The following is a 24,619-nucleotide window of genomic DNA, read 5'->3' on the forward strand; positions in this document are numbered from 1 at the left end:
CCGTGGGGCCTCACGCAGGACGTTCAGCCCTCACGCAGGACGTTCAGCCCTCACGCAGGACGTTCAGTCCTCACGCAGGACGTTCAGTCCTCGCGCAGGACGAGGGCGAGCAAGCCCGGGAAGCGGGTGTCGAATTCCTCGCGCCTGAGGCGGTTGACGCGTTTCGGACCCTCGTCGCGTTGCTCGACGAGGCCGGCGGCGCGCAGTACGGAGAAGTGGTGGCTGAGGGCCGCCTTGCCGACGGGTACGTCGAAGCTGCCGCAACTGCGGGTCCAGACCGGGGAACCCGCCAACTCCCGCACCAGGGCGATACGTACGGGGTCGGCGAGGGCGGCGAGGGCGGTCGCGACGGTGACGTCGTCGGGGTGGGTGTGCTCGGGGGCGACCCGATGGCTCGTGCCGCGACTGGTCCCGCGCTGGGTCATGACCGGCTCCTCCGGTGGGGCTTGCCTAGTGTTCGATGAAAACCATACAGTCCGGAGTGTTCGCTTTTCATTGAACAGTCGAGCGGGGAGTCCTGCATGCGCGCGATCGAGTTCCAGGAGTACGGCGGTCCCGAGGTTCTGAAGGTGGTCGAGGCCGAGGTCCCCGAGCCCGGGCCGGGGCAGGTGAGTGTCGATGTGGCGTACGCGGGAGTGAACTTCGCCGATCTCAAGGCCCGCTCCGACGGCTACCGGGTGGCTGCGCTGCCCTACCGGCCCGGGCTTGAGGTCTCCGGGCGGGTGCGCGCGCTCGGCGAGGGGCTGGAGGGACTGGCGGTCGGGCAGGAGGTGACCGCGCTGACGGACGCCGGGGCGTACGCGGAGGTCGTCGTGGCCGACGCGGTGACCGTGTTCCCGCTGCCCGAGGGCGTCGGCCTCCGTACCGGCGCCACGCTCCCCACCGTGCTGCCGACGGCGTACGCGCTCGTGCACTCGGTCGGCCGGATCCAACCCGGCGACCGTGTCCTCGTACAGGGCGCGGCCGGGGGGATCGGCACCGTGGCGGGGCAGTTGGCGAAGGCGGCGGGGGCCGGGGCGGTGTACGGGGTCGTGTCGGACGCGGCCAAGGCGAAGCACGCGCTCGGCCACGGGTACGACGAGGTCTTCGTCGGCGGGTTCACGCAGGAGGTGCGGGAAGCCACCGGCGGCCGTGGCGTCGACCTCGTCCTCGACCCGGTCGGCGGCGACACCCTCCGCGCCGGCCTCGCCTCCCTCGCCCCCTTCGGCCGCCTCGTCTCCTTCGGCAACGCGAGCGGGGCCGAGCCGTGGACCGTCGGTCAGCCCGAGCTCTACCCCCTCGGGCTGACCGTCTCCGGGTTCTCCGTCCTGGCGCTGGCCAAGACGGCCCCCGCCGAGCTGCGCGCCCTCGCCGAGCGGGCGTTCGCCACGGTCGTCGACGGGGTCGTATCGCTTCCCGTGACGGCGGAGTTCGCGCTGGCGGAGGCGGCGGAGGCCCACCGGTTGATGGGGGCGCGCAAGAGCACGGGCAAGCTGTTGCTGCGGGTGGGCGGCGACGAGGGGTAAGGGCGCCGCGAAGCGTAAGGGGCCGCCGTACGCCTCGCACCGGAGGTCAGTCGCCCGGCTCCTCCCCCTTCTTGTCGACGACCCCCACCTCCAGCAGGGCCTGCCTGTCCGAGCCGAGGTACTTCAGGCTCTTCTTGTCGAAGACCCAGACGTCGCGCTCCTCGCCCTGGCCGAAGGACAGGCCGATGCCTTCTCGGCCGACGGCGTCCTTCGCGTTCTGGACGACGGTCACGCCGGGGACCTTGGCGGCGGCACGGACGATGGCTCTGTTGAGTTCGGGCAGCAGTTGCGCGGTGTCGAGCATCGTGGCCAGGTACTCCAGCGCGGCCCACTCATGCGTCGGCCCCTGCCCCTCCGATTTGGCCCACACCAGCTCGTACAGCTTGTCGGGGTCGGTGGGCATCTTCTGCAGCTCGCGGTAGTTGAAGCCGTTCGGGTCGGCTGAGAGCGTCATGTCCTCGGTGGGGTTCGCGAGGGCCTTCTTGATGTCCTCTTCCTTCATCCCCTTGGGGAAGTACTGCCCGTCCAGCCAGGTGGTCCTGGCGAGGCCGTTTCGCTTGCCGTCGACGGCGACCCAGTCGCTCCGCCGGTACGGGTACTCCTTCCCGGCGGCCTCCGTGGTGCCCTTGCTCTCGGCCTCCTTGGAGTCCTTCCCGGCGGCCTCCGGGTTCTCCATCCAATCCTCCACCACCGGGGCGACCATCGTGCCCCGGACCTCGGTGTAGATGTACTGGTCGTCGCGCACGGGCGGCGTGGTGGCCGCCGTCGCCGTCGCGGCGTCGGCGATGCGGTCCAGCAGGCGTACGGCGTCCGCGTCGGTGGCCGGGTGGTCCGGGCCGCTCACGGCCACCATCACCAGCACGGAGGCCACAGCGGCGGCCGCGCCGAACGGCACCGCGATCAGCGCCGTCCGACGCCGCGGGCCTCCGGGCCGGCCGAAGCCACGGCGCCGCGGGCGACGGACGGACGCGGACGACGGCCGCCGTATCTCCACCGCCGCGTCGTACGACGGGACGTCCTCGGTGGCGCCCCCGGCCGGCTCGGCCTGCGGGGCCTCCACCACGAAGTCCGTCCGCAGGGCTTCCTCGCCGGTGATCTCTCGCATCAGGTGGTCCTCCAGCTGGAGCAGGCGGTCGCTCGGCAGGACCGGATCACCCGGGCTCGGCAGCAGCCGGGCCAGTTCCGCGCGTTCCTCGGGGTTCATCGGTGTCTCTCCTGTGCCTGTGCCGACCGGGCCGCTTCGGTGCGGCCATCTGGTTCCTGTCCGCTGCCCGGGAGGGGTCTCGTTCCTGTTCGCCGCGCCGCCGACTGCCGTACGAGTTCCGCCTCCGCGAGGCCGCGCAGCCGCTGCCGGGCGCGGGCGAGGCGCGACCGTACGGTGCTGACGGGTACCTCCAGGGCTTCGGCGGCGGCCGCGTAGCTCAGCCCCGACCAGACGCACAGCGCGAAGACCTCGCGCTCCCGTCTTCGGAGTTTGGTGAGGGCGACGCGGGCGGCGGCGAGCCGTTCGGAGTCCTCCATGCGGCCGACGAGCTCGTCGGCGAAGTCCGGCACGGTCTCGCGGTCCGCCCGGCGCTCCGGCAGCCGGGCGAGGGCGGCGCTGTGCCGCCGGGCGGTGCGCCGGGTGTTGCGAAGCACGTTGGTGGCGATGCCGAACAGCCATGGGCGCAGGCTGCCGTCGCCGTCGTCGATGCCGGTCAGCTCGGCGTCCGGCAGCAGCTTCTCGCGCAGCCGCCACGCCTCCAGGAAGGTCAGCGACACCACGTCCTCCGCCGCGCTCGGGTCCGCCGTCAGCCGTGCGGCATGGCTGTACACCGCCCTCGCGTGCGCACGGAAGAGCTGGGCGAACGCCTGCGGATCGCCGGCCCGCAGCCGGGCGCGTAAAGAAAGTTCCACGCCTTCCCCTGTCCGCTCGACGCCCATCGTCTCTGTGGCATGAGTCACATCACGGGGTCGCGCAGTTCCCCGCGCCCCTGAAAGCAGGGCGCAGTGGCGCCCACACCTCATACCTTCGTCGCCCGCCCACGGCCAGGAGTGGCAGGTGTGGTCGGGGAGGTCGAAGATGGACAGAGAGCTAGAAGGTGATAGCCACGAATGGTCGTGAGTCGGAGAAGCACCGTTCCTCGTCGAGGCAGAAGGCGGCCGCCGAGGACCGGGTTTCCGCACCCGAGGCCATGCGGAGCGCGATCGAGCAGCTCACCGAGCTGCTGGGACGCGCTCCCGAGTCTGTTTCCGCGCTGAAACCGACCGAAGAGGGCTGGGAGGCCAACGTCGAGGTCGAGGAACTGGAGCGCATCCCGCAGACGAGCAGCGTGATGGCCAGCTACCAGGTCGTCCTGGATCCGGCGGGCAAGCTGCTGGCGTACGAGCGCGGACGCCGGTACACGCGCGCACAGGTCGACAGGGGCAGCAGCCGCTGAGTACGGCCGTACGGCCTTCCGACACCGGAAGGGAAGAGATCGTGACTGTGGTGCCGCAGGGCGAGGGCGGCCCCGTCGCCCGTCCGGGTGGTGGCTCGGGGAACCTCTACGACGTGCTGGAACTCGTCCTCGACCGGGGCCTGGTCATCGACGCGTTCGCACGGGTTTCCCTGGTCGGCATCGAGATACTGAAGGTCGACGCCCGTGTGGTCGTGGCCAGTGTCGACACGTATCTGCGCTTCGCGGAGGCGTGCAACCGGCTGGACCTGGAATCGGGACGCAAGGCCCCCTCCAAGCTGACGGACATCGTCGGGGACGTCACCGAGGCGGGCTCCCGGGGCAAGAGCAAGGGGGCGCTCACGGGCGCGGTCCAGGCCGTCACCGAGTCGCTCCAGAAGGGACGCGGGGAGGACGAGGACCGCGAGTCCGGGCGCGAGAAGCAGCATGTGCGCGCCGAGCGCGGCACGAGCCGCCGTTCCTCGAAGGACCGTGCGGACCGTGAGGCGTGAGGGGTGAGTGAGCCGATGTCGGTGTACGTCTACGCGATCACCAAGGCGGATCATCCGCTGGACCTGGAAGACGTCACGGGCGTCGGGGAGGAGCCCGCCGAACTGCACACGGTCAGCAACGGCGGCCTGAGGGCCGTCATCAGCGAGAGCCCCGAGGACCTCTCGGTCGCCCGCCGCGATCTGGAGGCGCATCACGAGGTCCAGGAACAGCTGTGGGCCGACGGCGCCATTCTGCCGTTGAGCTTCGGGTTCGTCGCCCCGGACGAGGACACCGTGCGCGCCCTGCTGGAGGAGCGGGCCGAGGCGTTCTCCCAGCGCCTCGACGAGCTCACGGGCTGCGCGGAGTTCAACATCAAGGGCGTACATGACGAGGACACCCTGTTGCGTGCCGTCCTGGCGGACTCCGAGCGGGCCCGGGAGCTGAACGAGTCGATCCGTGAGGGCGGCGGCTCGTACGAGGACCGCCTGGCTCTCGGCGAGCTCGTGGCCGGCGAGGTGCAGACCCGGCAGTCGGCGCTGGCCGAGGAGGTCCTCACCGCGCTGCGGCCGTTCGCGCTGGCCGAGAAGGTGTCCCCGCCGTCCCAGCAGTACTTCGTGAGCGTCTCCTTCCTGGTGGAGGACGAACGGTCCGAGGAGTTCACCCGCGCCGGCGGCGAACTGGCCGCGCGCCTGGGAGAGGGCGTCGAGCTCCGGCTGCGCGGCCCGCTGCCGCCGTACAGCTTCGTATGACCGTCACCGGACGGCGTGAGGAGGCGGTTGTGGGACTGGTCGGGACCATTCTGACGTTCCCGTTGGCTCCCGTGCGGGGCGTCGGGTGGGTGGTCGACAAGGTGCGGCAGGCGGCCGAGGACAAGTACTACGACCCCGCCCCCGTTCAGGAGGAGCTGGTGAACCTGGAGACGGCGCGGACCGAGGGACGCATCGACGAGGCGGATTTCGCGCGGCGCGAGGAGGAGTTGCTGCACCGGCTGCAGGAGATCAGCGCCTACCGGCTCCAGCAGGGCGGGTAACCCGGTCCGTGACGCGCGTGGGCACGGAAACGTGGACGCGGAAACGTGGGCATGGAAAGAAGACAGGATCATGAACAACGCCACGATCGGCGCGGCCGTCCTGGGCGGTTATCTGCTGGGGCGGACGAAGAAGGCCAAGCTCGCCCTCGGCGTGGGCGCGCTGCTGGCCGGATCCAAGGTCAGGCCCGGACAGCTCGGCAAAGCGCTCGACTCACAGTTCCTCAGCAACGTCACCCACCAGGTGCGCACCGAGCTGACAGACGCGAGCAAGGCGGCGGCGAGCTCCGTACTGACGGCCAAGGTCGACAGCCTGGCCGGGACCCTGCACGACCGCGCCGCGGAGCTGCGGGAGCGGGCGCAGGGGGAGGGAGAGGCAGAGCGGGAGGAAGAGGCAGAGCAGGAAGGGGAGGCAGAGCGAGAGGAGGAACGGGAGCCGGAGCGGGAAGACGAGAAGGAATCCCGTCAGAGGAGCCCGAGGAAGAAAACCGCCGCCGGGAGCCGCTCGAAGAGCGACAGCTCCACACGGTCGAGGAGGCAGGGGCAGGACGATGGCTGAGGGCAAGGCGGCGAGAGGCGGCTCGGCCGGTACCGGCACCCTCAGCAAGGTGCTTGAGGAGACACGGCACAACCCCGCCACGGTCCGGCTGAAGGAGGAGCTGGAGGACTACATCGAGGCCCGGCTGGCGCTGATGTTGCAGGGTGTGGGCCACGGGCTGGGCGAGAGTGCGCGCAAGTTGAGCGAGGCCCGCGCGGCGGGACTGACGTCGACCGCGTCCCACGCCAAGGACGCGCTGATGGACAAGGCGAAGGGCGTCACGGAGAAGGCGACGAAGGGCGTCACGGGCAAGGCCAGGGACGTCACCGAGAAGGCGAAGGACGTCACCAGCAAGAGGCACGGCAAGGAACCCGAGGGCGGCACCGGCCGGGGGCTCACCATCGTCGAGGACATCGACGTGGGTGTCCCGGTGCGCGAGGCGTACGACCAGTGGACGCGGTTCCAGGACTTCGAGCGGTTCGCCAAGGGTGTGGAGGGCGTCGAGCAGGAGGACGACACCACCACCCAGTGGCACGTCAAGATCGCCAAGGCGAGCCGGCACTGGCGCGGGAACATCACCGAACAGGTACCCGACGAGCGCATCGCCTGGACGTCCGAGGGCGACAAGGCCACCACCAAGGGCGTCGTCACCTTCCACCCGCTCGGCGAGAACCTCACCAAGGTGCTGCTCGCCCTCGAGTACTTCCCCAGGGGCGTGGTCGAGAAGGCGGGGAGCCTGGTGCGCGCCCAGGGCCGCCGCGCCCACCTCGACCTGAAGCTCTACCGCACGTTCGTCATGATGCGCGGGGAGATCCACGAGGGAGAGGTCAGCGAGCCGGAGGCGTCCGACGAGGAGGCCGAGGCCGACAAGGAGGAGCCCGAGGACGCGGAAGAGGCGGAGGACGCGGAGGAGCCCGAGGACGCGGAAGAGCCCGAGGACGCGGAAGAGCCCGAGGACGCGGAAGAGGCGGAGGACCGGTACGACGACGAGAACGAGGAGGAGGACGAGCCCTACGAGGAGGAGGACGAAGAGGATGGAGAGGACGAACCGTGAGCCAGTCCGACGCCCCCGTTCCGACGCCGTCGCGAGCCTTCACTCCGTACGGCGGTCAGGGATCGAGCGCGAACCTCGCCGACATCCTTGAACGGGTGCTCGACAAGGGCATCGTGATCGTCGGCGACATCAAGGTCAACCTGCTCGACATCGAGCTCCTCACGATCAAGCTGCGCCTCCTGGTGGCTTCCGTCGACAAGGCCAAGGAGATCGGCATCGACTGGTGGGAGCACGATCCCGCCCTCTCGTCCCGCGCGTCCCGCCCCGACGGCCGCCGCTCCCTCGAAGAGCAGAACGAGCGCCTGCGCGCCGAGGTGAAGGAACTCCGCAGCCGCGTCGCGGGCTCGGCCTCCCGAGCGGAGCTGTCCGCGCCCGAATCGACCGAGCGCCGTCGGCCCCGTAGCCCCGAACGCAAGCGGCGCAAGGCCGCGGCCGACGAGGACGAGAGCCGATGACGATGAGCCCGTACGACTACGACTACGACGACCACGACCGCCCGATCGACGACTACGACCGCCCGATCAGCGGGCGGCAGGTGGCGCTGATCGATCTGCTCGACCGGCTGCTGAGCGGTGGTGTCGTACTCACCGGGGATCTCGTCCTGAGCATCGCGGACATCGACCTGGTGCGGATCTCGCTGCGCGCGGTGATCGTCTCCGTCCGCGAGCAGATGGCGGAGCAGTGGGCACCGATCCTGCCCGAGCGGGCGTCTCCGGGTGAGGTCGGCCGTGGCGACGCCCCCGTCTGACGGTCCGCACATCGACCGGCTCCGCGAGGTGTCCGATGCCGCGAGCCGGGCGTTCTCGTTGCTGCCCGCCCGGCCGGAGGACGTCACCCCGCCGCCCACCGGCCGCGGCGAGGCCGCCGCGCGTCGTCTGCGCACCGATCCCGACACGGTGGAGCGGGATCTTGTCCGGCTGGTCCTCACCATCGTGGAGTTGTTGCGCCAGCTGATGGAGCGGCAGGCCCTGCACCGGGTCGACCAGGGCGATCTGACCGAGGAGCAGGAAGAGCGGCTCGGCATGACCCTGATGGTCCTCCACGACCGCATGACCGAACTGTGCGACCGCTACGGCCTCACCCTGGAGGACCTCAACCTCGACCTCGGCCCCCTGGGCACGCTGCTACCGCCCTGACACCCAGCCCTGACACCCACCGGACCGTGCGGCGGTCACGTACCGCCGAAGCCGGACATCCCGGTGTCGGGTGCCGTCGCCCTGCCCCGTGCCCCCGTCCTCGCCGCTGTCGGATCGTCATCGGCCGGCACGATACGCAGCGCCGACAACCACTTATCCGTTCGGCTTCGGCTTGCGCACCACGATGGGCGGCTGGGGTCGGGAACCCGGGATGTTGATGCGGACCCGGGTGGTGAGCACGGTGTCCGTCCGAGGGCGCTCGTGCCGGGCTCGTGGTGCGTCGCCGAACCACGCTTCGTGTCCCCATCCACCGTCCGAGCCGACAGCGACAGCAGCGACCCGTACGATGTCCGCCTCCTGGCGCATACCGGCCTGTGCCAGGTGCCGCGCGGCCTCTTCGATCTGATCCTCCCGTCGGGCGCAGACACCCTTCAGGACCAGGACCGTGTCCGCGTTCCCCAGACGTACCGGTGAGAGCAGGAGCGGGAGCGTGGAGGTGGCGCGCCGCCGGCCCGCCTCTGCCAGTGCCATGCCGGCCACCGTCCCGAAGCCGGCTGCGCGCAGCTGAGCGATCGTCTGATGGAAGGAAGCGACCCGACGCTCCGCTCCGATGCCCGTGGTGACCACGCCCATGTCATACGGCGAAAGGAGGGACAGGACGACGGCGAGGCTATCCGCGGGGCGGCCCGCACCCGCCTCGAACAGGACATCGACGGCGGGGCCGATCGCTCCCGCAGCCCGCAGTGACCCCAGCGACATCACGAAGCGGTCGGGTTCGGCGTCCCGGCCCAGCAGTCGCAGCCAGCCCCGGTCCACCGGGAGTCCCATGTCCACCACTGCCCGGATCCGGTCGACGATCGGATCGTGCGCCCACGTCTGCCCGGCGACGGTGTTGTCCGGAGGAGAAGCGGGATCGTCGACCGGGCGCGGGAGCATGCCGCCGCCCGCTCCGACTCCCGAGTTGTCCGCCGCGCCCCCGGAAGTGTCGTCGCCGGTCAACGGGTTGTCCGGGCCGGACAACCCGTCCGGCTCTTCCCGCAGTTCCTCCAGTTCCTCCGCGAGCTGCTCCAGGCGCTCGGCGCCGTTGTCCAGGATCCGCGAGGCTTTCATCAGGGCGATGTCGATGTCGTCCGGCACGGTGCCTGGTGTCATCGGAGACACGGCGGGCAGGTCGGCCTCCGGCACCTCCGGTCCGGCGGTGGGGTCGGCATGGACGCTACGCAGCCGCGCGAGTTCCTCGGTGAGTCGGCGCACCTGTTCGGCCGACTGTTCCGCCAGCCGGTCCGCCTTCTCCCGCTCGGCGCGGGCACGAGCCAGCTCAGCCTCCGCCTGGGTACGTTGCGTCTCGCTGTGCCGCAGCTTCTCGTGAACCTCGTCCAGGACGTCGCGTCCGGCGGTGCGGGCGGCCGCACGGCTCCGTTGCGACGCGGTCAGGGTGGCGATGTCCCGCTGCAGTTTGTCGACGAGGGCGAGGAGAATCAGCACCATCTGGTTCGCGTCGTTACGTGCCTTCTCCAACTCGGCCGTCCGCTGCAACGCCCGCAACAGCTGGTCCGACATCGCCAGTGACTGCCGCTGCACATGGATGAGTTCGGCCGCAACGGCCGGACTGCCGACAGCCCGCGAGGGTGTTGCCGCCTTCGGACGAGGCTGTTGCCCGGCGCGTAGCGCCGATCCGGACCGCTTGGCCCGCTCGGCCGCGTCGAAGAGCGGACGCGCCGCCCCCGTACGCCTCTTGCACTCCGCCTGATCACTGAAGCAGACGTCGGCGACCGCCTCGACGAAGTCCCAGCGCAGGTTCACACCGGCGAGACGGTCGGAGACCGTGGATCGGGCCGGGACAGTCGCGTTCTCGAAGTGGTCGGGTGTCAGCTTCCCCATCAGGTCGTCCAGTCGCAGACCGGCGCCGTCCAACCACTCCCTCAGCAGCACGGCGAGAGCGTTGGCCTCGTCGGAGGGCCCCTTCAATCGTGACCATGGGCGCGTCCGGCGGCCTTTGCCCTGCCCACCGGCCTGTTCCTCGTCACTGGTTCGTCCACTCAACGCGCTGACGGCCCCGTACTTGTCCGGACTTGTACACGGGACTTCCTGGACTAGTAGAGGCGGAAGCGGTCGGCCGCGACGCTGAGTACGTCGTCTCGACAGGCCATCCGTCGGTCCCCGGCTCGCCTGACGACGATCCCGGCGAAATCAAGGAGTCCCCCGATGAAAGACCAACTCAATCACGTACTGTCGGTCCTCGCACACGGCCTGCTCACAGAGCTACCGGCGCAACTCGCGGCGGCGGGGATCGTGGCCGGGGCAGCCGGCATCTGGCGGCGCGTCAAGCGCCGGGGAGCCGCTGAGAAGCGGGAGGCGAAGGACATCGGAAGCACCTGACGCGCCGCCGCTTCCCCGGCAGCGCAGTGGGGTCATGGATCAGGGCCATGTACCAGGGCATGAATCAGGTCATGGATCAGGCACAGGCACGAACATGGCTCGCCACCGCCGTCGAGGAGGCCCGGGCCGGGCTCGCCGAGGGCGGCATTCCCATCGGGGCCGCGTTGTACGGCCCGGACGGCACCGTGCTCGGGCGGGGGCACAACCGCAGGGTCCAGGACGGCGACCCGTCCACGCACGCCGAGACGGCGGCCTTTCGCGCGGCGGGGCGGCAGCGGACGTATCGCGGTACGACGATGGTGACGACCCTCTCGCCGTGCTGGTACTGCTCCGGCCTGGTACGGCAGTTCGGCATCTCCCGGGTGGTGATCGGCGAGGCGACGACCTTCCACGGCGGCCACGACTGGCTCGGGGAGCACGGCGTGGAGATCGTGCTCCTTGACGACCCGGAGTGCGTGGCCCTGATGCGCGACTTCATCGAGCAGCACCCGGCCCTATGGAACGAGGACATTGGTGAGTAGCAACCCCCGTATCCCCACCGTCGACCTGCGCCCCTGGCTGTCCGGCGACCCGGAGGCCAGGCGGGCCATCGCCCGTACCGTCGACGAGGCCCTCCAGACCGCCGGGTTCCTCCTGGTCACGGGCCACGGCGTCGACCCGGCCCTGCGCACCCGTATCCGCGAGGCCGCCCGTGCCTTCTTCACCCTCCCCGTCCCGGCCAAGCAGGCGTACGAGGTGAAGGTCGGCGGACGCGGCTGGCTCGGTCCGGGCGCCGAGGCGAACGGCTACTCGGAGGGTACGCAGACCCCGCCCGACCTCAAGGAGTCGCTGACCTTCGCGACGCACGAGCCGTTCGACGACCCGGCCGTGAACGCCGAGTGGTACGCGCCGAACGTCTGGCCGTCCGAGGTGCCGGAGCTCCAGCCGCTCTGCGAGGAGTACCTGGCGCTGATGGGCGAGTTGGAGAAGCGACTCCTCTCCCTCCTCGGCGAAGCCCTCGGCCTGGAACCGGACTTCTTCTCCCGCCACATGAGCCATCCCACCTACGGCTTCAACATCAACTGGTATCCGGGTACGGAGGTCATCGGCGACCCGGCCCCCGGCCAGTTCCGTATCGGTCCGCACACCGACTTCGGCACGGTCACGATCCTCGACCGCCAGGCCGGCAAGGGCGGACTCCAGGTGTACACGGACGAGGGCGGCTGGGAGGACGCCCCCTACGACCCCGAGGCCTTCACCATCAACATCGGTGATCTGATGGCCCGTTGGACCGGCGACCGCTGGCACTCGGGCCGCCACCGGGTGCTCCCGCCACCGGCCGACGAGCCGTCGGAGGAGCTGATGTCGCTGGTCTACTTCGGCGAGTGCACGCCGGGCACGATCGTGGAGTCCGTACCCCCACCGGTCGGCCGAGTGACATACCCACCGATCGACTCGCACGTCCACCTACGGGCGCAGCTGGACTCGATCACCGTGGAGTGAGCGGCAACTTCGCTGTTTCGCTCCACGCCCGGATGCGGGCCGGGGAGGATGGCCGTATGGCGGGGGGAACGAAAGTCGTCACCGGCGACGACGGAGGTGCGGCAGGCATGTCCGCGTCGTGGAGGAACCGGCTGTGGGCCGCGTGGCGGCGGAACCTGTTGCGGCCCACCACCGCGCAGGTCATGCGGCCCGCCACCGCGCAGGTCATGCGGCCCGCCACCGCGCAGGTCATCGGGGTGAGGGCCGTGGCGGGCGCAGTGAGGGCGGTCGGAGACGGGGCCGTGGCGGTCGGCGGCAACGCCACCGCCGTCGTCACCGGCGACCGCAACCACGTGATCGTCCACCCTCCGGGTCCGGACCTGCGACAGAAGTGGCGGGACTGGGACGATCTGGTCGGCAGGACCCGACCGCCCCAGTCCCCGTCGGCCCTGCTGGACCCGCATCGTGCGGTGGTCCCGTTCCGGAGCCGCGCCGACGAGCTGGAGAAGCTGGCAGCCTGGTGTGCCCAGCCGGGCTTCGGCGTGGAGCTGGTGTACGGGCCGGGCGGGCAGGGCAAGACCCGGCTCGCCCGCCACTTCACCGACCAGTTGTCCAAGGAGCGCTGGAACGTCCTCTGGCTCGGCCGGCACGTCGCGGTCACCGACCTGACGGCGCTCAGCAGCCCGCCTGGTCCCGTGCTCGTCGTCGTCGACTACGCGGAGGCACGCCAGGAACAGCTACTCGCCCTGCTGCTCGCGGCCGTGCGCAGTCCCGACACGACGCCCTTCAAGGTGTTGCTGCTGGCCCGGACCGCCGACGGCTGGTGGCCGGAGTTCCGGGAGCGGACCCGTATCGAGGATCTGTACGCGGTGCCGGGCATCTGCCTGCCGCCGCTGGAGCAGCACGCCGCCGACCGCGGCGACGCCTACCGCGAGGCCGTAGAGGCACTGGCCGACGCCCTTCCGCAGGTGCCGGGGCAGGACCGCGACTGGACGGCCCTGGCGGCACGCGTACTGGCCCGGCCCGCGCACCGGTTGACATGCCCGGGCATGGAGAACGCGCTCACTCTGCAGATGACCGCCCTCGCCGACCTGCTGGACACCGCCGCGGAGGCCACCCACGAGGATGACGACGAGGCGGCCGACGCAGGTGAGGACCGCCCGAACGGGTCCGCGGAGGAGCGGCTGCTGACCCACGAACGGGTCTACTGGCGGGCCGCCGGCGAAGCGTCGGGCGTGCGGGACAACGCCAAGGCCGTCGAGTCCGCGCTGGCCGCCGCCTTCCTCTGCGGCGCACACAACCAGCAGCGGGCGCACGCCCTCCTCGCCCGGGTGCCTGGTCTGGAGCATCACAGCCCGGCCACCCTCGACTCACTCAACCGCTGGATCGCCCGGCTCTATCCGCCGCCCGACCGGACGCAGGTCTGGGGGAGCCTCCACCCGGACCGGCTCGCCGAGTTCTTCGTCGGGGAATGCCTGAGCAGCGTGTCCGGGCTGGCCGAGCGTCTGGTGGACGGCGCCGACGGGGCCCAGGCCACTCGCCTGCTGACCGTCGCCGCACGCGCCGCCGGCCATCCCTCCCACCGAGGCCGTCTGGACACCGGCCTCACGCGGCTGTGCGTCCGGCACGCGGACACGCTGGCCGCGACGACCGTCGACGTCGCCGTCCAGGTGGAACGGCCGGACCCACTCATGGCAGCCCTGCACCAGCTGGCCGACGCCCCCGACGCGCATCCCGCGGAACTGCTCCAGCTGGCCGCACTCCTCCCGCGCCCCACCCACCGGCTCGCGGACCTCGCGCTGCGCCTGTCGCGACGCCTGGTGCTGCTGCACCGGGACTTGGCCGCGAAGGATCCCGCGCGTCTGCCCGACCTGGCCGCGCGGTTGCGCTCGCAGTGCCGCCGGCTCGGAGACGCGGGGGACTGGGCGGAGGCCTACGAGGTGGCCCGTGAAGGGCTGCGGCTGCTCAGACCGCTCGCCCGCCAGGATCCGCGTACCTACGAGGTACAGCTCGCCGCGTGTCTGGTGAACATCTCCGTGGCACTGGGCAACTTGGGACGACGCGAGGCGGCGGTGTTCCCCGCCCACCAAGCCGTCCGGCTCTACCGGCGGGTCGGCCGACGGGACGGCGGAGCCTCCCTGCCCGAACTGGCGCACGCCCTCAACGCCGTCTCCACCGCCGAGGGGGAACTCGGACGGCTTCCGGCGGCCCTGGCAGCGAACCGGGAGGTCATCGCGGTACGTCGGCATCTCGTCGACCGGCACGGCGATGCCTTTCGGCCCGACCTGGCGGACGCGTTGAACAACGAGGCGATCCGTCTGTTGCAGACCGGCCGCGTGCACCAGGCGCTCGACGCGGCGGACGCAGCCGTCAAGCTGTACCGCACTCTGGCACAGGACCGCCCGGACGCCCGCCGTGCCGGCCTGGCCATGAGCCTGGGCACCCTGTCCTCGTGTCTGCGCGGCGCCGGTCGGCACACCCAGGCACTGCGGTGCGTCGAGGAGTCCGTGGACATCCGCCGCGAGCTGGCACACGAGCGCCCCGACGCCTTCCGGCCCGACCTGGCTCTCAGCCTGAACTCCCTTGCCATCGGCCTGGACGAGACAGGACACCACGACCGGGCCCTGGCCGCGGCGGAGGAGGCCGTCAAGCTCTACCGGAGCCTCGCCCAACGCGATCAGGCGGCCTACGCCGAGCCGTTGGCCATGAGCCTGAACACCCTCGCATGCAAGTTGGAGAACGTGGGCCTGGCACCTCAGGCCCTGGCGGCCGCCGAGGAGTCCGTGGAGCTGTACCGGCCCATCGCCGCGCGGAATCCCCGCGCACACCGGGTAGATCTCGCCATGGCTCTGAACACCCTCGCCGACGAGTTGGCACACGTGGGCCGCGACGCCGAGGCACTGGAGGCCGCCCGGGAGGCCGTTGGTCTCTACCGGGCCCCGGCCGACGAGAGAGGGCCGGCTCATCTCGACGCGCTGAGCACGGCGTTGAACACCTTCGGCCTGCGGCTGAAGGCTCTCGGGCGCCTTGCCGAGGCCTTGGAGGCGTTCGACGAGGCCATCGACATCAGCCGCCGCACAACGGTGACGCCCCCGGCCGACACCGCTCTCAGAACGCTTGCCACGGCACTGACGAACAAGGCGGTGTGTCTGGAGGGCCTGCGCAGGTCGCAGGACGCACTGCACACCGTCGAGGAGTCGGTGAACATCTACCGGGGACTCATGCGCAAGGAACCGAAGACCTTCGCCCCCCTGATCGTCACAGCCCTGTCCATCCGTCACCTGCTACTCGTCGTGCTGGGGCGCACCGAAGGGCTACCGGCCGCTCTGCGGGAGACACTGACGGTCCGAGCGGACCTGGTACGGCAGAACCCCGCGGCCCACCGGATGAGCTACGCGGAGGAGCTGACCCTGCTCGGTATCACCCTCGCCCGTCGGGGAAGTTACGGCGAGGCGGCTGGTCCGCTGTCCGAGGCGTTGCCCATCCATCGGGATCTGGCGGCCGAGGACACGCGGCACCGGCCGGCACTGGTCCAGACACTGTTGGCCCTGGTAGGCGCCCTGACCGAGGAGGGCCGCCACGGCGAGGCACTGCCGGTCGCCGAAGAGGCGGCCGGGGTCTGGGGCGACTCCCCCCCGGCAGACGCGACCGGCCGTTCCCTGTACGTATGGGTCCTGTACGCGCTCGGCACCCAGCGGCACTACCACGGGCGTCTTGAGGCCGAGGACATACTGCGCAAGGCCGCTGACATCGCCGCGGAACTGCCCGAAGACGTGCCGGGCCCGTCGCGAGAGCTGATGCGGAGTTCGACGCTGGCCGAGCTCGGTCGGCACCTCGCACAGACCGCGCGGCCGGATCTAGGCCTGCCTCTCCTGGCGAGGGCCGTCGAACTGCCCCTGGGGACGGATGCGGGATCACAGTTCGCTCGGGTGGATCAGCTGGTCATGTACGGCCACCATCTCGCCACCGGCGCCGCCGACCACGACGCGGCCCTCGCTGTGACCCGTGACGCCGTGCGCCTCTGTGAGCAACTCGCCGCGCGGGATTCAGCGCCGACGCTCTACGAACACAATGCGGTGTGGGTGCGGGCTCATCTCGGCCTGCGTCTGTCCGAGACCGGTCGGCACGAGGAGGCCGCACAGGCCACCGACCTGGCGGTCGCCGGAAGCCGTCGGCTGGCGTCCGCGGATCCCACCGCGCACCGACTGAGCCTCGCCGTCTCGTTGTACGCGCGGGCCCGAGCCGACTGGCTGGCGGGGACGGCCGAGAAACGGACCCTGAAGCACATCTCCGAAGCTCTCGCCCTCCTGCGCGCCCTGGCCGAGCAGACCCCTGGACTGGTCACCGCCTACCTCGACGACGCGGAGCGGACGTATGACCGGATTCGCGCCGGCTCGACCCGGTAGCCCAGCCCGTAGCGCTTGTATCGAGTGTTTGACACAAGATCCGGCCCACGGCATCTTGTACCCACCGCTTGATACAAGATGATCCGGGGGGATCTCCTCATGCTCGACACCGCCCCACCCCAGTACCGGCTCCTCGACCACGCCGACCACTACGCCCGCTGGTCGGGTCTGGCCATCGGCCTCGTGGTCGCACAGGGACTGTCCACGCTGGGGGACGTCGAGTACGAGCAGCGCGTCGTGTTCTGCATCACGGCCTTCGGCCTGTGCGCGGTGGCCGGTGTACTGCTCGCCGACGCCCTGACCCTGCGCCCCCAGGAGGCGGTACGCACCGCGAGTCTCGCCCCACGCCTGGTCAGGGACCATGTGCCACCGCGCATGGGCCCCCTGATCGTCCTTCAGGGGGTCTCTCTCGTCGTCCTGCTGGTGATCACGGCCGCCACGGCCTCCGTCGACCCCGACCGTATATTCGTCACGGGGAAGGTCGTCGCCACCACCTGCAACGGGATGCGCGAGACCCTCGGCCCCTGGCCCGGCCTGTACTACAGCCTCCCGACGTTCGGCGCGCTCGCCATCGCCACCCCCACCTGTTTCTGGGCCCTGCGCCGCATCGCCCACGGCCCGGGCGAGGAGCAGCAACGCCGCGACCGCGCGTGGGCGGTCACCGGGGCCTGGGGCCTGCTGGTGTCGAGCCAGCAGCTGTACGCCGTCCTGATGGTCTCCGTCTCGCTGACGGATACGGGCTGCGCCGGCGCGCTGGGCGCCCTTACCTTCTGGGTGTTCTACCCGTTGGCCCTGCTGAACCTGTTCACCGTCGTCTGGTCCCTGGTCACCGTGGTGGCACCCCGGGCGGTCGACGACGAAGCAGCCGAGGACGCCGAGGACGAGGCCTTCGACGATGAGTGACCCCGCTGACTCCACCGAGCCCGCCGTACGCGTCGACACCACCAGCCAGGTACCGCCGTACGAGCAGATCCGCGCGCAGCTCGCCGCGCTGATCGTCTCCGGCCGGCTGGTCGAGGGCGACCGGCTGCCGACCGTACGCCAGCTCGCCGCCGACCTCGTCCTGGCGCCGGGCACCGTCGCCCGCGCCTACCGCGAACTGGAGGCCGCCGAGCTGATCCGCACCCGCCGCGGCGCGGGCACCCGGGTCGCGGCGCCCCCGTTCCGCCCAGGATCCCCCGACCCGACCCAACTCACCACCCTCGCCCGGGACTTCACCTCGGCCGCCCGCGCCCTGGGCGCCGACACCGAGGCCATTCTGGACGCCGTACGGGAGGCACTGGGCCCGGAGCCCGCCCCTGTGACACGCCCTGCCCCCTGAGGAACCCCCGTTCAGCCCCGCGGCGTGACACCGGACCCGGAGGGCGCCTCCTCCTGGGCCTCGAACACCGCGTAGTCCCCGAAGGAGCGGCGGTAGCGCAGGTGCCCCGTGTCCTGGGTGTGCCTGCGCTGCCACTCCTCCACCACCTCCGGGTCATGCCGTACGCCCGACTCCGCGCCGCACTCCGTCTCGTCACCGGACACACACCGCGCCTCGTACTCCGGCTCGGCCGACTGGTCCTGCGCGATGACGTACGGCACGTAACGGAAGACGCGGCGGGTCCGGGCGGCCCCGGGCGCGTGGTCGCGCCGCTGATGCTGCCTGAGCAGGACGTTCGCGTCGGTCTCCGCGCTGCGGTCGTACCGGGCGCGGGCCTCGTCCCGTCGTACGGCCAACGCGGCGCAGCCCTCACAACCCGGTACCGGAACGGGTGGCCGCCCCAGGGACTCATGTTGACGCAACGTCACATCCTCCTCTTCGCACGCCGGTTCGCCGCCTTCACCTGCGCCCCGATCCGCTCCGCCTGCGTCGCCGGTCTCAGCACCGCCGGATCCGCCTCCCACTCCAGGCCACCGCCCACCGGACGCAACATCGCATACGGCCCGACCTTGCCCCGGTACTCGCCGACCCGCCGCGTCCGCGGGTCATAGACAAGCTGTCCATCTGGTTCCACGTGCACTCCACAGCCCTGCTCGTAACTCTGGGTGTATCCAGGGTTGCCGAGGGGAACGGTCGCAATCAATGCGGGACGTGTGGCATTGGGTGTTTGGCACGGAGCGGAACGAGGGGGACGTGGTGACCAGGCGGAATGCGGAAGGGGTTGGCGGGGCCACCAACGCGGCGCTGTTCGGGGAGGTGCTACGGCACTACCGCGAGGCGGCGCTGCTGACGCAGGAGGCGCTGGCGAGGGAGATCCCGTGCGATCGGTCGCAGGTGGCGAAGATCGAGGCGGGGACGAGGGTTCCGAGCGAGCAGTTCGCGAAGCGGTGCGACGAAGTTCTGGATACGGGTGGGGTGTTGACCCGGATGTGGAGGAAGATCGACTGGTATCCGGAAGTCGAGCATCCCGACTGGTTCGAGCGCCGCGTCGAGATGGAGAAGGTGGCCGTTAGCCTGCGGGAGTACCAAGAGCGGTTCATCCCGGGCTTGTTGCAGACACCTGCCTACATCCGCGCGATGTTCTCCCGGGTCGCCAAGGGCGATGAACTGGAGGAGCGCATCCGGGCCCGACTGAGCCGCCAGCCTCGATTCCTGTCCGACGACGGCCCGTTGTACGTCGCCGTCCTGGACGAGAGCTGCCTGCGGAACGGCGTGGGGAACCCTGAGATCATGCGTGACCAGTGCGCACACCTACTAGGCGTCGGACAGCAGCCCAACGTCCGTATTCAAGTGGTGCCTTCGAGCATCTACGGGCTCCTGCGCCCCAGGCACTCCATGTCTCTGATCGAACTACCTGGCGAACGGTGGATCTACCACGAATCGCTGGAATATGGCTATCTCAACAACGATCCGACGCTCTACGCCCGTTATAGCCGAACCTATGATGTGCTCAGGGCGGACATCCCGTCAGCCCGAGAGTCCGCCGCTCTGATCAGCGACGTGATGAAGGGGTACGAGCATCATGCACAGGAACGAGCTGAGCGCGGCAATCTGGATCAAGAGCAGCTACAGCGAGGACAACGGCGGCAACTGCATCGAAATCGCCCCCGCTATCCCCAACGTCGTCCCCGTCCGCGACAGCAAGAACCCTGACGGCCCGGTACTGGTCATCAACCGTTCCGCCTGGCTGTCGTTCGTCGCCCAGTTCGGCGCTTGAGTGGGCCTCGAGATGCAGCCCGGGTGAGGGAAGCGCACGATGAGGAAAGTGCCCCCTCCCTGGAGGTGATCAGGATGCGACGTACGCTCATCGCCGCAGCGGCCCTAGCTCTTCCAATTTCCCTTGCGGGCGCACCGACCGCGGTGGCATCGCACGGCATTTCCACGGCCGCCGCAGTGAGCTTCGTGACCCAGGGAACCCAGGGACCGGACGACGTATGCAACTACACCGATAGCCGACCGAGCCTTCGCCTCGGGTCATCCGGAGCGGCCGTCCAACAAGCCCAGTGCTACCTCAATCAGGCCATAGACGCCGGCCTGGACGAGGACGGAGACTTCGGGCCGGTCACGCAGTCAGCGACAGAAGACTTCCAGCAATGTGCCGACATCGTCGTCGACGGGCGCATCGGAGCCCAGACCTGGTCGTTCCTTTCCTTCTGGGCCAACGCGCCAGACGCTCCCTTCTGTTGACGGTGTCTCACGGCAGCTGCCCCGCCTTGTTCACCACCGCTCGCTCGGTGATGGCCTTGGACGTGAGGACGGTGCCGTCCTTCACCGGCGGACAGGTCGACCCGGTGCGCTCCGGTGCCTGCTTGCCGGTCGGCTTGACCGGGCGCGCAAGGCACTCCGGTTCCCGATGTCCCCCTGGTTCGTCTCCACGTCCTCCCCCTGTCCGTACGACGAAGGCCGGTTCCCGTGACGCACGTCACAAGGAAATCGGCCTTCGGTGTACGGAGGTTGTACGGGAGGCGGGAACCGGGAAGCGGACCTTCAGACTCCGACGGACTGCAGTACGGCCAGGCCCACATCCGCGTAGGAGTGCTTGCCGGTGACGAGGATGTTCACGCCGTAGTAGTTCCACAGCCAGGAGACGAACGCGGCGATCGCGATGTACGCGGCCTTGCGGCCCTTCCAGCCGACGGTGGCGCGGGCGTGCAGATAGGCGGCGTAGAACACCCAGGTGATGAACGACCAGGTCTCCTTGGGGTCCCAGCCCCAGTAGCGGCCCCACGCGTCGCCCGCCCAGATCGCGCCCGCGATGATCGTGAACGTCCACAGCGGGAAGACGGCGGCGTTGACGCGGTACGAGAACTTGTCGAGCGACGCGGAGGACGGGAGCCGCTCCATGACGGAGGTCGCGAAGTGGCCGGGGCGGCCGCCGCTCGCGAGCTTGCTCTCGTAGGAGTCCTTGAACAGGTACAGGATCGTGCCGACCGCGCCCACGTAGAAGACGGCGCCGCAGAAGATCGCGGTGGAGACGTGGATGTACAGCCAGTACGAGTGGAGGGCGGGAACCAACTGGTCGCTGGCGGTGTACAAGACAGTGACGGCGAGACCGAGATCGAGGAGGACCGTGGTGATCAGCGGCAGGCCCAGCCAGCGCACGTTCTTCTTCAGCGCGAGCAGCGCGAGGTACACCCCGACGGCCACGGTGGAGAAGGTGATGTTGAACTCGTACATGTTGCCCCACGGCGCCCGCTGCACCGAGAGCGCCCGCGTGAGCACACCGCCGAACTCGATGGCGAAGGCCAGCACGGTGAGGGACACGGCGATACGGCCGTAGAGGTCGCCCTGCTCGTCCCCGCCGTGCGCCCCGGGCCCGTCCGGCACGTCCCGAGCCCCGGCGGCGGCCCGCACGACCACCTTCGGCCGCTCCAGCACGGAGGTGCCCCCGGCTGACTTCACGGTCACCGCGGGCGCGTCCGCCTTCTTGCCGGCGCCCTTCGCGTCGGCGGTCAGCGCGGCAGCGGTACGCCCGACCTTGCTGCGGCTACCGAAGAGCCACTCGGTGATGTACGCGAAGAAGGCCAAGGTGTAGACGGCCATCGCGGAGTAGATCAGCGTGTTGCTGATACTCGCGAGGTTCTCGTTGGTAGCGGCGGCGAGAGTCACTTCTCAGCCCCTTCGGTCTCGGAGTCCTGCGTAGCTGCGGGCAGTCGTGCCGCTGGGGCGGCCCTGGTGGGCGCAGCGGCACCCGGCGAGCGCCGGTCAGCGTCATCGCCCTCAACCTCAACCTCAACCTCAGCCTCGGCAGCAGTTGGAGCCTCGTCATGGATCACCGCAGCAAGGTCGCCCAGTTCCTCCGGCACCTTCGCCGACTCACTGCGCCCGAGGCCCGCCATCTCGACGACGGTGACGCCATCGGGGCCGGTGGCCGCCCGCACCCACACCCGGCGCCGCTGGATGAACAGGGACCCGGCGAGACCGAGGATCGCGGTGATCGCCCCCGCGAGCGCCCAGCCGCTGCCGGGCTGCTGGGTGACCTGGAAGCCGGCCCACTCCTTGACCCCGTTGAACGTGATGGTGCCCGCCCCGTTCGGCAGCGTCATGGACTCGCCGATCTCCAGGTTCTCCCGCACCTGCGCGCCCTTGGAGTCCCGGAACGCCTTCAGCTTCGACTTGTCGAGCTGGTACACGCTCTGCGGCAGCCCTGCGTTGACCCGCAGATCACCGTGGTACGGCGTGAGGTTCAGCCGCGGGTTCAGCAGCGCGGGGAACTGCGAGACGACCGCGGAGTCCTCGCCGCCGTACGTCGGGAGGAAGAACGCCTGGATACCGAGCTGGTCCCACTTGCCCTTGCCGTCGCGGTAGCCGTCCATCACCTTGATCGCGCCGGTGGAGGTGACATTGGCGTCCAGCGGCAGCAACGGCACCGCGTCCTCGAAGACGACCTTGCCCCTGCCGTCCTTGATGGTGATGACGGGCGCGTAGCCGTGGCTGACGAGATAGACCTTGGAGTCCTCGATCTCCAGCGGCTTGTTGACCTCGATCTTGGTGGCCTTCTCCGCGCCGTCCGCGCCGACGGCGTAGTCGACGGTCGCCTCGTAGATCCGCGGGGTGCCCTTGTTCGGGCCGGTCGTCTCGTACGTGCCCCGGAAGTTCTTGAGGTCGAAGCTGAACGGGTTGAGGTCGTCGGCGGCGAAGAGGTTGCCGGACTTGAAGTCGTCGTACTGGGGCAGGACGTTGGAGAAGCCGTCGCCCTCGACGATCAGCTTGTTCCCCTCGGACTTGAAGAGCTGGCCCCAGGCGAAGGCGATGAGCATCACGATCAGGGCGAGGTGGAAGGCGAGGTTGCCGGCCTCCCGCAGATAGCCCTTCTCGGCGGCCACCGCGTCCCCGGAGACATGCGCGCGGAACCGGCGCCGCTTCAGCGCCTTCAGCGCGACCTCGCGGACCTGCTCCGCAGTGGCCTCCGTGCGCCAGGTCGCGTACGCGGGCATACGCGTCAGCCGCTTCGGCGCCCCCGGCGGGCGGCCGCGGAGCTGGCCGACGAACTGCCAGGTGCGGGGCACGATGCAGCCGATGAGCGAGATGAACAGCAGGATGTAGATCGCGGAGAACCACACCGAGCTGTAGACGTGGAACAGCCCGAGCTTCTCGTAGATCGGCCCCAGCGTGTCGTGCCGCTCCATGAAGTCGGCCACCCGGGTCTCGTCCTGCCCGCTCTGCGGGATCAGCGATCCGGGGATCGCCGCGAGCGACAACAGGAAGAGCAGCAGCAGCGCGACCCGCATGGAGGTCAGCTGCCGCCAGAACCAGCGGGCCCAGCCGATCACCCCCAGCTGGGGCATGGTGAGAGCGTCCTCCTGCGGGGCGGTGGAAAGCCTCGAGCCGACGACGTCGAGTTCGCTGTCGTCGCGCTTGCCGGAGTCGGTCGTCGTCATTGGCTCAGATCCCAGGGGTGAAGCCGGTGGACCAGACCTGCATCTCCTGCACGATGCGGTCCCAGGCGCCGGTCAGCATCAGCAGTCCGATGGTGATCATCATGCCGCCGCCGATGCGCAGCACCCACGCGTAGTGCCGCTTGACCCAGGCGAAGGCGCCGAGCGCCCTGCGGAAGGCCACCGCGGCGAGCACGAAGGGCAGGCCCAGCCCCAGACAGTACGCCACCATCAGCAGCGCGCCGCGAACGGCACTGGCCTCGCTGAGGGCAAGGGCGTTCACGGCGGCGAGGGTCGGGCCGATGCACGGCACCCAGCCAATGCCGAAGAGCGCGCCGAGCACCGGCGCGCCGACGAGCCCGGTGGCCGGCTTGGTGTGGAAGCGGAACTCGCGCTGCGTGAGCCAGGGCATCAGCCCCATGAAGAACAGGCCCATGACGACCATGAGCACGCCCAGCACCCGGGTCAGCACCTTCTGGTGCTCCAGCAGCGTCGTCCCGAAGTACCCGAAGAGCGCCCCGCTGGAGACGAACACCACGGTGAACCCGAGCACGAACAGCCCGGCCCCGGCGACCATCCGCCCCCGCCGGGCGTCGGCCAGATCGGTGCCGCCGACGCCCGTGACGTACGACAGATAGCCGGGCACGAGGGGCAGGACGCACGGCGAGAAGAAGGAGACCAGCCCGCCGAGCACGGCGACCGGCACGGCGAGGAGCAGGGCCCCGCTGGAGACGGTCGAGGTGAGGTCTGCGGCGCTGGTGATCATGTCGGTGCGGGTCAGCGACGCGGCGGCGGGCACGTCACTTCTCCGCGAGGATCGGCTTGAGCATCTTGCGCAGCAGTTCCTCGGTGAGCGGCTTCTGGGCCCGCGCCGCGAGCTTGCCCTCCCGGTCGACGACGATCGTGGAGGGGATCAGCTGCGGGTTGAGCGTGCCCTTCTCGAAGCGCAGCAGCAGCTTGCCGGTCGGGTCGTACAGGCTCGGATAGGTGACCTTGAACTCTTCCTCGAAGGCCTGTGCGGGGCGGGTGCTGGTGTCACGCGTGTTGATGCCGACGAACTGCACGTCCTGGCCGGCGAGGTCCTTGGAGACCTTGACGAAGTTGGCCGCCTCCGCACGGCACGGCGGGCACCAGGAGCCCCACACGTTCAGGACGACGATCTTGCCCTGGTAGGCGGAGGCCACATCGAGTTCGTCGCCGTGGATGGTCTTGCCGGAGAGCTTGGGCGCGGTGTCCCGCTCCCCCTTCTTCACGGTCGCGATCCCGTCGGAGCCGGCGACGAAGCCGGTACCGCCACCACCGCCCTGGATGCCCCCGCCCGAACAGGCGGACAACACCAGCGCCAGGGCCGAGACCCCGGCGGAGAGCAAAGCGGCACGACTACGGCTCGTACGGACACTCATGTG

At 70.1% G+C, this 24,619-nt stretch carries 28 protein-coding genes and 1 pseudogene; 19 read left to right on the forward strand and 10 right to left on the reverse strand.

Annotated features, from left to right (window positions below):
- Positions 1 to 83: 83 nt before the first annotated feature.
- On the reverse strand, positions 84 to 425 hold the full coding sequence (locus CES90_RS16080; protein WP_189783288.1) for an ArsR/SmtB family transcription factor: 342 nt from the start codon (positions 423 to 425) through the stop codon (positions 84 to 86).
- A 96-nt stretch (positions 426 to 521) separates the two neighbouring features.
- Here CES90_RS16080 and CES90_RS16085 point away from each other — a divergent pair, with 96 nt between their 5' ends.
- Complete coding sequence (locus CES90_RS16085; protein WP_189783289.1) at positions 522 to 1,505, forward strand: quinone oxidoreductase family protein; 984 nt, start codon at positions 522 to 524, stop codon at positions 1,503 to 1,505.
- A gap of 46 nt (positions 1,506 to 1,551) precedes the next feature.
- Here CES90_RS16085 and CES90_RS16090 read toward each other — a convergent pair whose 3' ends face one another.
- Together CES90_RS16090 and CES90_RS16095 are read right to left on the reverse strand one after the other, a co-directional pair.
- Positions 1,552 to 2,709: a CU044_5270 family protein gene (locus tag CES90_RS16090; RefSeq protein ID WP_189783290.1), complete on the reverse strand. Its 1,158-nt coding sequence runs from the start codon at positions 2,707 to 2,709 to the stop codon at positions 1,552 to 1,554.
- The gene (locus CES90_RS16095) at positions 2,706 to 3,401 is read right to left on the reverse strand and encodes an RNA polymerase sigma factor (RefSeq protein WP_189783291.1); all 696 of its coding nucleotides are present in this window, start codon (positions 3,399 to 3,401) and stop codon (positions 2,706 to 2,708) included. The genes CES90_RS16090 and CES90_RS16095 overlap by 4 nt, the downstream gene beginning before the upstream one ends.
- Before the next feature lie 185 nt (positions 3,402 to 3,586).
- Here CES90_RS16095 and CES90_RS16100 point away from each other — a divergent pair, with 185 nt between their 5' ends.
- From CES90_RS16100 to CES90_RS16140, 9 genes are all read left to right on the forward strand, one after another.
- Entirely contained in the window at positions 3,587 to 3,925 is a 339-nt protein-coding gene (locus CES90_RS16100; RefSeq protein ID WP_229913837.1) for a gas vesicle protein GvpO, read from the forward strand.
- Between the two features lie 41 nt (positions 3,926 to 3,966).
- A complete protein-coding gene (locus tag CES90_RS16105; RefSeq protein ID WP_229913838.1) occupies positions 3,967 to 4,434 on the forward strand; it encodes a gas vesicle structural protein GvpA in 468 nt (155 codons plus the stop codon).
- Between the two features lie 3 nt (positions 4,435 to 4,437).
- Positions 4,438 to 5,163, forward strand: a complete 726-nt coding sequence (locus CES90_RS16110) for a GvpL/GvpF family gas vesicle protein (RefSeq protein WP_229913839.1) — start codon at positions 4,438 to 4,440, stop codon at positions 5,161 to 5,163.
- 29 nt (positions 5,164 to 5,192) lie between these two features.
- Entirely contained in the window at positions 5,193 to 5,444 is a 252-nt protein-coding gene (locus CES90_RS16115; RefSeq protein WP_229913840.1) for a gas vesicle protein GvpG, read from the forward strand.
- Positions 5,445 to 5,514: 70 nt separating this feature from the next.
- Positions 5,515 to 6,000, forward strand: a complete 486-nt coding sequence (locus CES90_RS16120) for a hypothetical protein (protein ID WP_229913841.1) — start codon at positions 5,515 to 5,517, stop codon at positions 5,998 to 6,000.
- Positions 5,993 to 7,033, forward strand: a complete 1,041-nt coding sequence (locus CES90_RS16125; protein WP_189783293.1) for an SRPBCC family protein — start codon at positions 5,993 to 5,995, stop codon at positions 7,031 to 7,033. The genes CES90_RS16120 and CES90_RS16125 overlap by 8 nt, the downstream gene beginning before the upstream one ends.
- A complete protein-coding gene (locus CES90_RS16130) occupies positions 7,030 to 7,488 on the forward strand; it encodes a gas vesicle protein (RefSeq protein ID WP_189783294.1) in 459 nt (152 codons plus the stop codon). The genes CES90_RS16125 and CES90_RS16130 overlap by 4 nt, the downstream gene beginning before the upstream one ends.
- A gap of 2 nt (positions 7,489 to 7,490) precedes the next feature.
- A complete protein-coding gene (locus CES90_RS16135) occupies positions 7,491 to 7,781 on the forward strand; it encodes a gas vesicle protein (RefSeq protein ID WP_189783414.1) in 291 nt (96 codons plus the stop codon).
- Entirely contained in the window at positions 7,762 to 8,169 is a 408-nt protein-coding gene (locus CES90_RS16140; protein WP_189783295.1) for a gas vesicle protein K, read from the forward strand. The genes CES90_RS16135 and CES90_RS16140 overlap by 20 nt, the downstream gene beginning before the upstream one ends.
- A 168-nt stretch (positions 8,170 to 8,337) precedes the next feature.
- Here the strand turns inward: CES90_RS16140 and CES90_RS51965 are convergent.
- Positions 8,338 to 8,535, reverse strand: a pseudogene (locus tag CES90_RS51965) (hypothetical protein); the annotation flags it as partial.
- Between the two features lie 1,839 nt (positions 8,536 to 10,374).
- Here CES90_RS51965 and CES90_RS16150 point away from each other — a divergent pair.
- The 6 genes from CES90_RS16150 (at position 10,375) to CES90_RS16175 (ending at position 17,736) form a co-directional block, all read left to right on the forward strand.
- A complete protein-coding gene (locus CES90_RS16150) occupies positions 10,375 to 10,548 on the forward strand; it encodes a hypothetical protein (RefSeq protein ID WP_189783296.1) in 174 nt (57 codons plus the stop codon).
- Positions 10,549 to 10,619: 71 nt separating this feature from the next.
- Positions 10,620 to 11,069 carry a nucleoside deaminase gene (locus CES90_RS16155; protein WP_189783297.1) on the forward strand — a complete coding sequence of 150 codons (450 nt, stop codon included), beginning with the start codon at positions 10,620 to 10,622 and terminating at the stop codon, positions 11,067 to 11,069.
- A complete protein-coding gene (locus tag CES90_RS16160; protein WP_229913842.1) occupies positions 11,062 to 12,030 on the forward strand; it encodes an isopenicillin N synthase family dioxygenase in 969 nt (322 codons plus the stop codon). The genes CES90_RS16155 and CES90_RS16160 overlap by 8 nt, the downstream gene beginning before the upstream one ends.
- A 107-nt stretch (positions 12,031 to 12,137) precedes the next feature.
- Positions 12,138 to 16,415, forward strand: coding sequence for a tetratricopeptide repeat protein (locus CES90_RS16165; RefSeq protein ID WP_189783299.1), 4,278 nt, complete (start codon positions 12,138 to 12,140; stop codon positions 16,413 to 16,415).
- Positions 16,416 to 16,514: 99 nt separating this feature from the next.
- Complete coding sequence (locus CES90_RS16170; protein ID WP_229913843.1) at positions 16,515 to 17,318, forward strand: hypothetical protein; 804 nt, start codon at positions 16,515 to 16,517, stop codon at positions 17,316 to 17,318.
- Positions 17,311 to 17,736 (forward strand): GntR family transcriptional regulator, encoded by a 426-nt coding sequence (locus tag CES90_RS16175; protein WP_189783301.1) that lies wholly within the window; start codon positions 17,311 to 17,313, stop codon positions 17,734 to 17,736. Before CES90_RS16170 ends, CES90_RS16175 begins: the two co-directional genes overlap by 8 nt.
- A gap of 11 nt (positions 17,737 to 17,747) precedes the next feature.
- Here the strand turns inward: CES90_RS16175 and CES90_RS16180 are convergent, their stop codons facing one another.
- Entirely contained in the window at positions 17,748 to 18,203 is a 456-nt protein-coding gene (locus tag CES90_RS16180) for a DUF7848 domain-containing protein (protein ID WP_189783302.1), read from the reverse strand.
- A complete protein-coding gene (locus CES90_RS16185) occupies positions 18,200 to 18,409 on the reverse strand; it encodes a hypothetical protein (RefSeq protein WP_189783303.1) in 210 nt (69 codons plus the stop codon). The genes CES90_RS16180 and CES90_RS16185 overlap by 4 nt, the downstream gene beginning before the upstream one ends.
- 122 nt (positions 18,410 to 18,531) lie before the next feature.
- On the opposite strand from CES90_RS16185, the gene CES90_RS16190 reads away from it, so the two are divergent.
- The 3 genes from CES90_RS16190 (at position 18,532) to CES90_RS16195 (ending at position 20,022) form a co-directional block, all read left to right on the forward strand.
- On the forward strand, positions 18,532 to 19,488 hold the full coding sequence (locus tag CES90_RS16190; protein ID WP_189783415.1) for a helix-turn-helix domain-containing protein: 957 nt from the start codon (positions 18,532 to 18,534) through the stop codon (positions 19,486 to 19,488).
- Positions 19,448 to 19,552, forward strand: a complete 105-nt coding sequence (locus CES90_RS49560) for a DUF397 domain-containing protein (protein ID WP_229913859.1) — start codon at positions 19,448 to 19,450, stop codon at positions 19,550 to 19,552. The genes CES90_RS16190 and CES90_RS49560 overlap by 41 nt, the downstream gene beginning before the upstream one ends.
- Positions 19,553 to 19,626: 74 nt before the next feature.
- Positions 19,627 to 20,022: a peptidoglycan-binding domain-containing protein gene (locus tag CES90_RS16195; protein WP_189783304.1), complete on the forward strand. Its 396-nt coding sequence runs from the start codon at positions 19,627 to 19,629 to the stop codon at positions 20,020 to 20,022.
- A gap of 300 nt (positions 20,023 to 20,322) precedes the next feature.
- Here CES90_RS16195 and ccsB read toward each other — a convergent pair whose 3' ends face one another.
- Genes ccsB through CES90_RS16215 form a run of 4 tightly spaced genes read right to left on the reverse strand, consistent with a single transcriptional unit; the run spans position 20,323 to position 24,616 of the window.
- Complete coding sequence (gene ccsB / locus CES90_RS16200) at positions 20,323 to 21,444, reverse strand: c-type cytochrome biogenesis protein CcsB (protein ID WP_189783305.1); 1,122 nt, start codon at positions 21,442 to 21,444, stop codon at positions 20,323 to 20,325.
- Positions 21,441 to 23,216, reverse strand: coding sequence for a cytochrome c biogenesis protein ResB (resB, locus tag CES90_RS16205; protein ID WP_189783306.1), 1,776 nt, complete (start codon positions 23,214 to 23,216; stop codon positions 21,441 to 21,443). Before resB ends, ccsB begins: the two co-directional genes overlap by 4 nt.
- A gap of 4 nt (positions 23,217 to 23,220) precedes the next feature.
- The gene (locus CES90_RS16210; protein WP_189783416.1) at positions 23,221 to 23,979 is read right to left on the reverse strand and encodes a cytochrome c biogenesis CcdA family protein; all 759 of its coding nucleotides are present in this window, start codon (positions 23,977 to 23,979) and stop codon (positions 23,221 to 23,223) included.
- A 34-nt stretch (positions 23,980 to 24,013) separates the two neighbouring features.
- On the reverse strand, positions 24,014 to 24,616 hold the full coding sequence (locus CES90_RS16215) for a TlpA family protein disulfide reductase (RefSeq protein ID WP_229913844.1): 603 nt from the start codon (positions 24,614 to 24,616) through the stop codon (positions 24,014 to 24,016).
- Positions 24,617 to 24,619 lie beyond the last annotated feature (3 nt).

Origin of the sequence: Streptomyces capitiformicae, assembly GCF_002214185.1 — a bacterium.
Lineage (GTDB): Bacteria > Actinomycetota > Actinomycetes > Streptomycetales > Streptomycetaceae > Streptomyces > Streptomyces capitiformicae.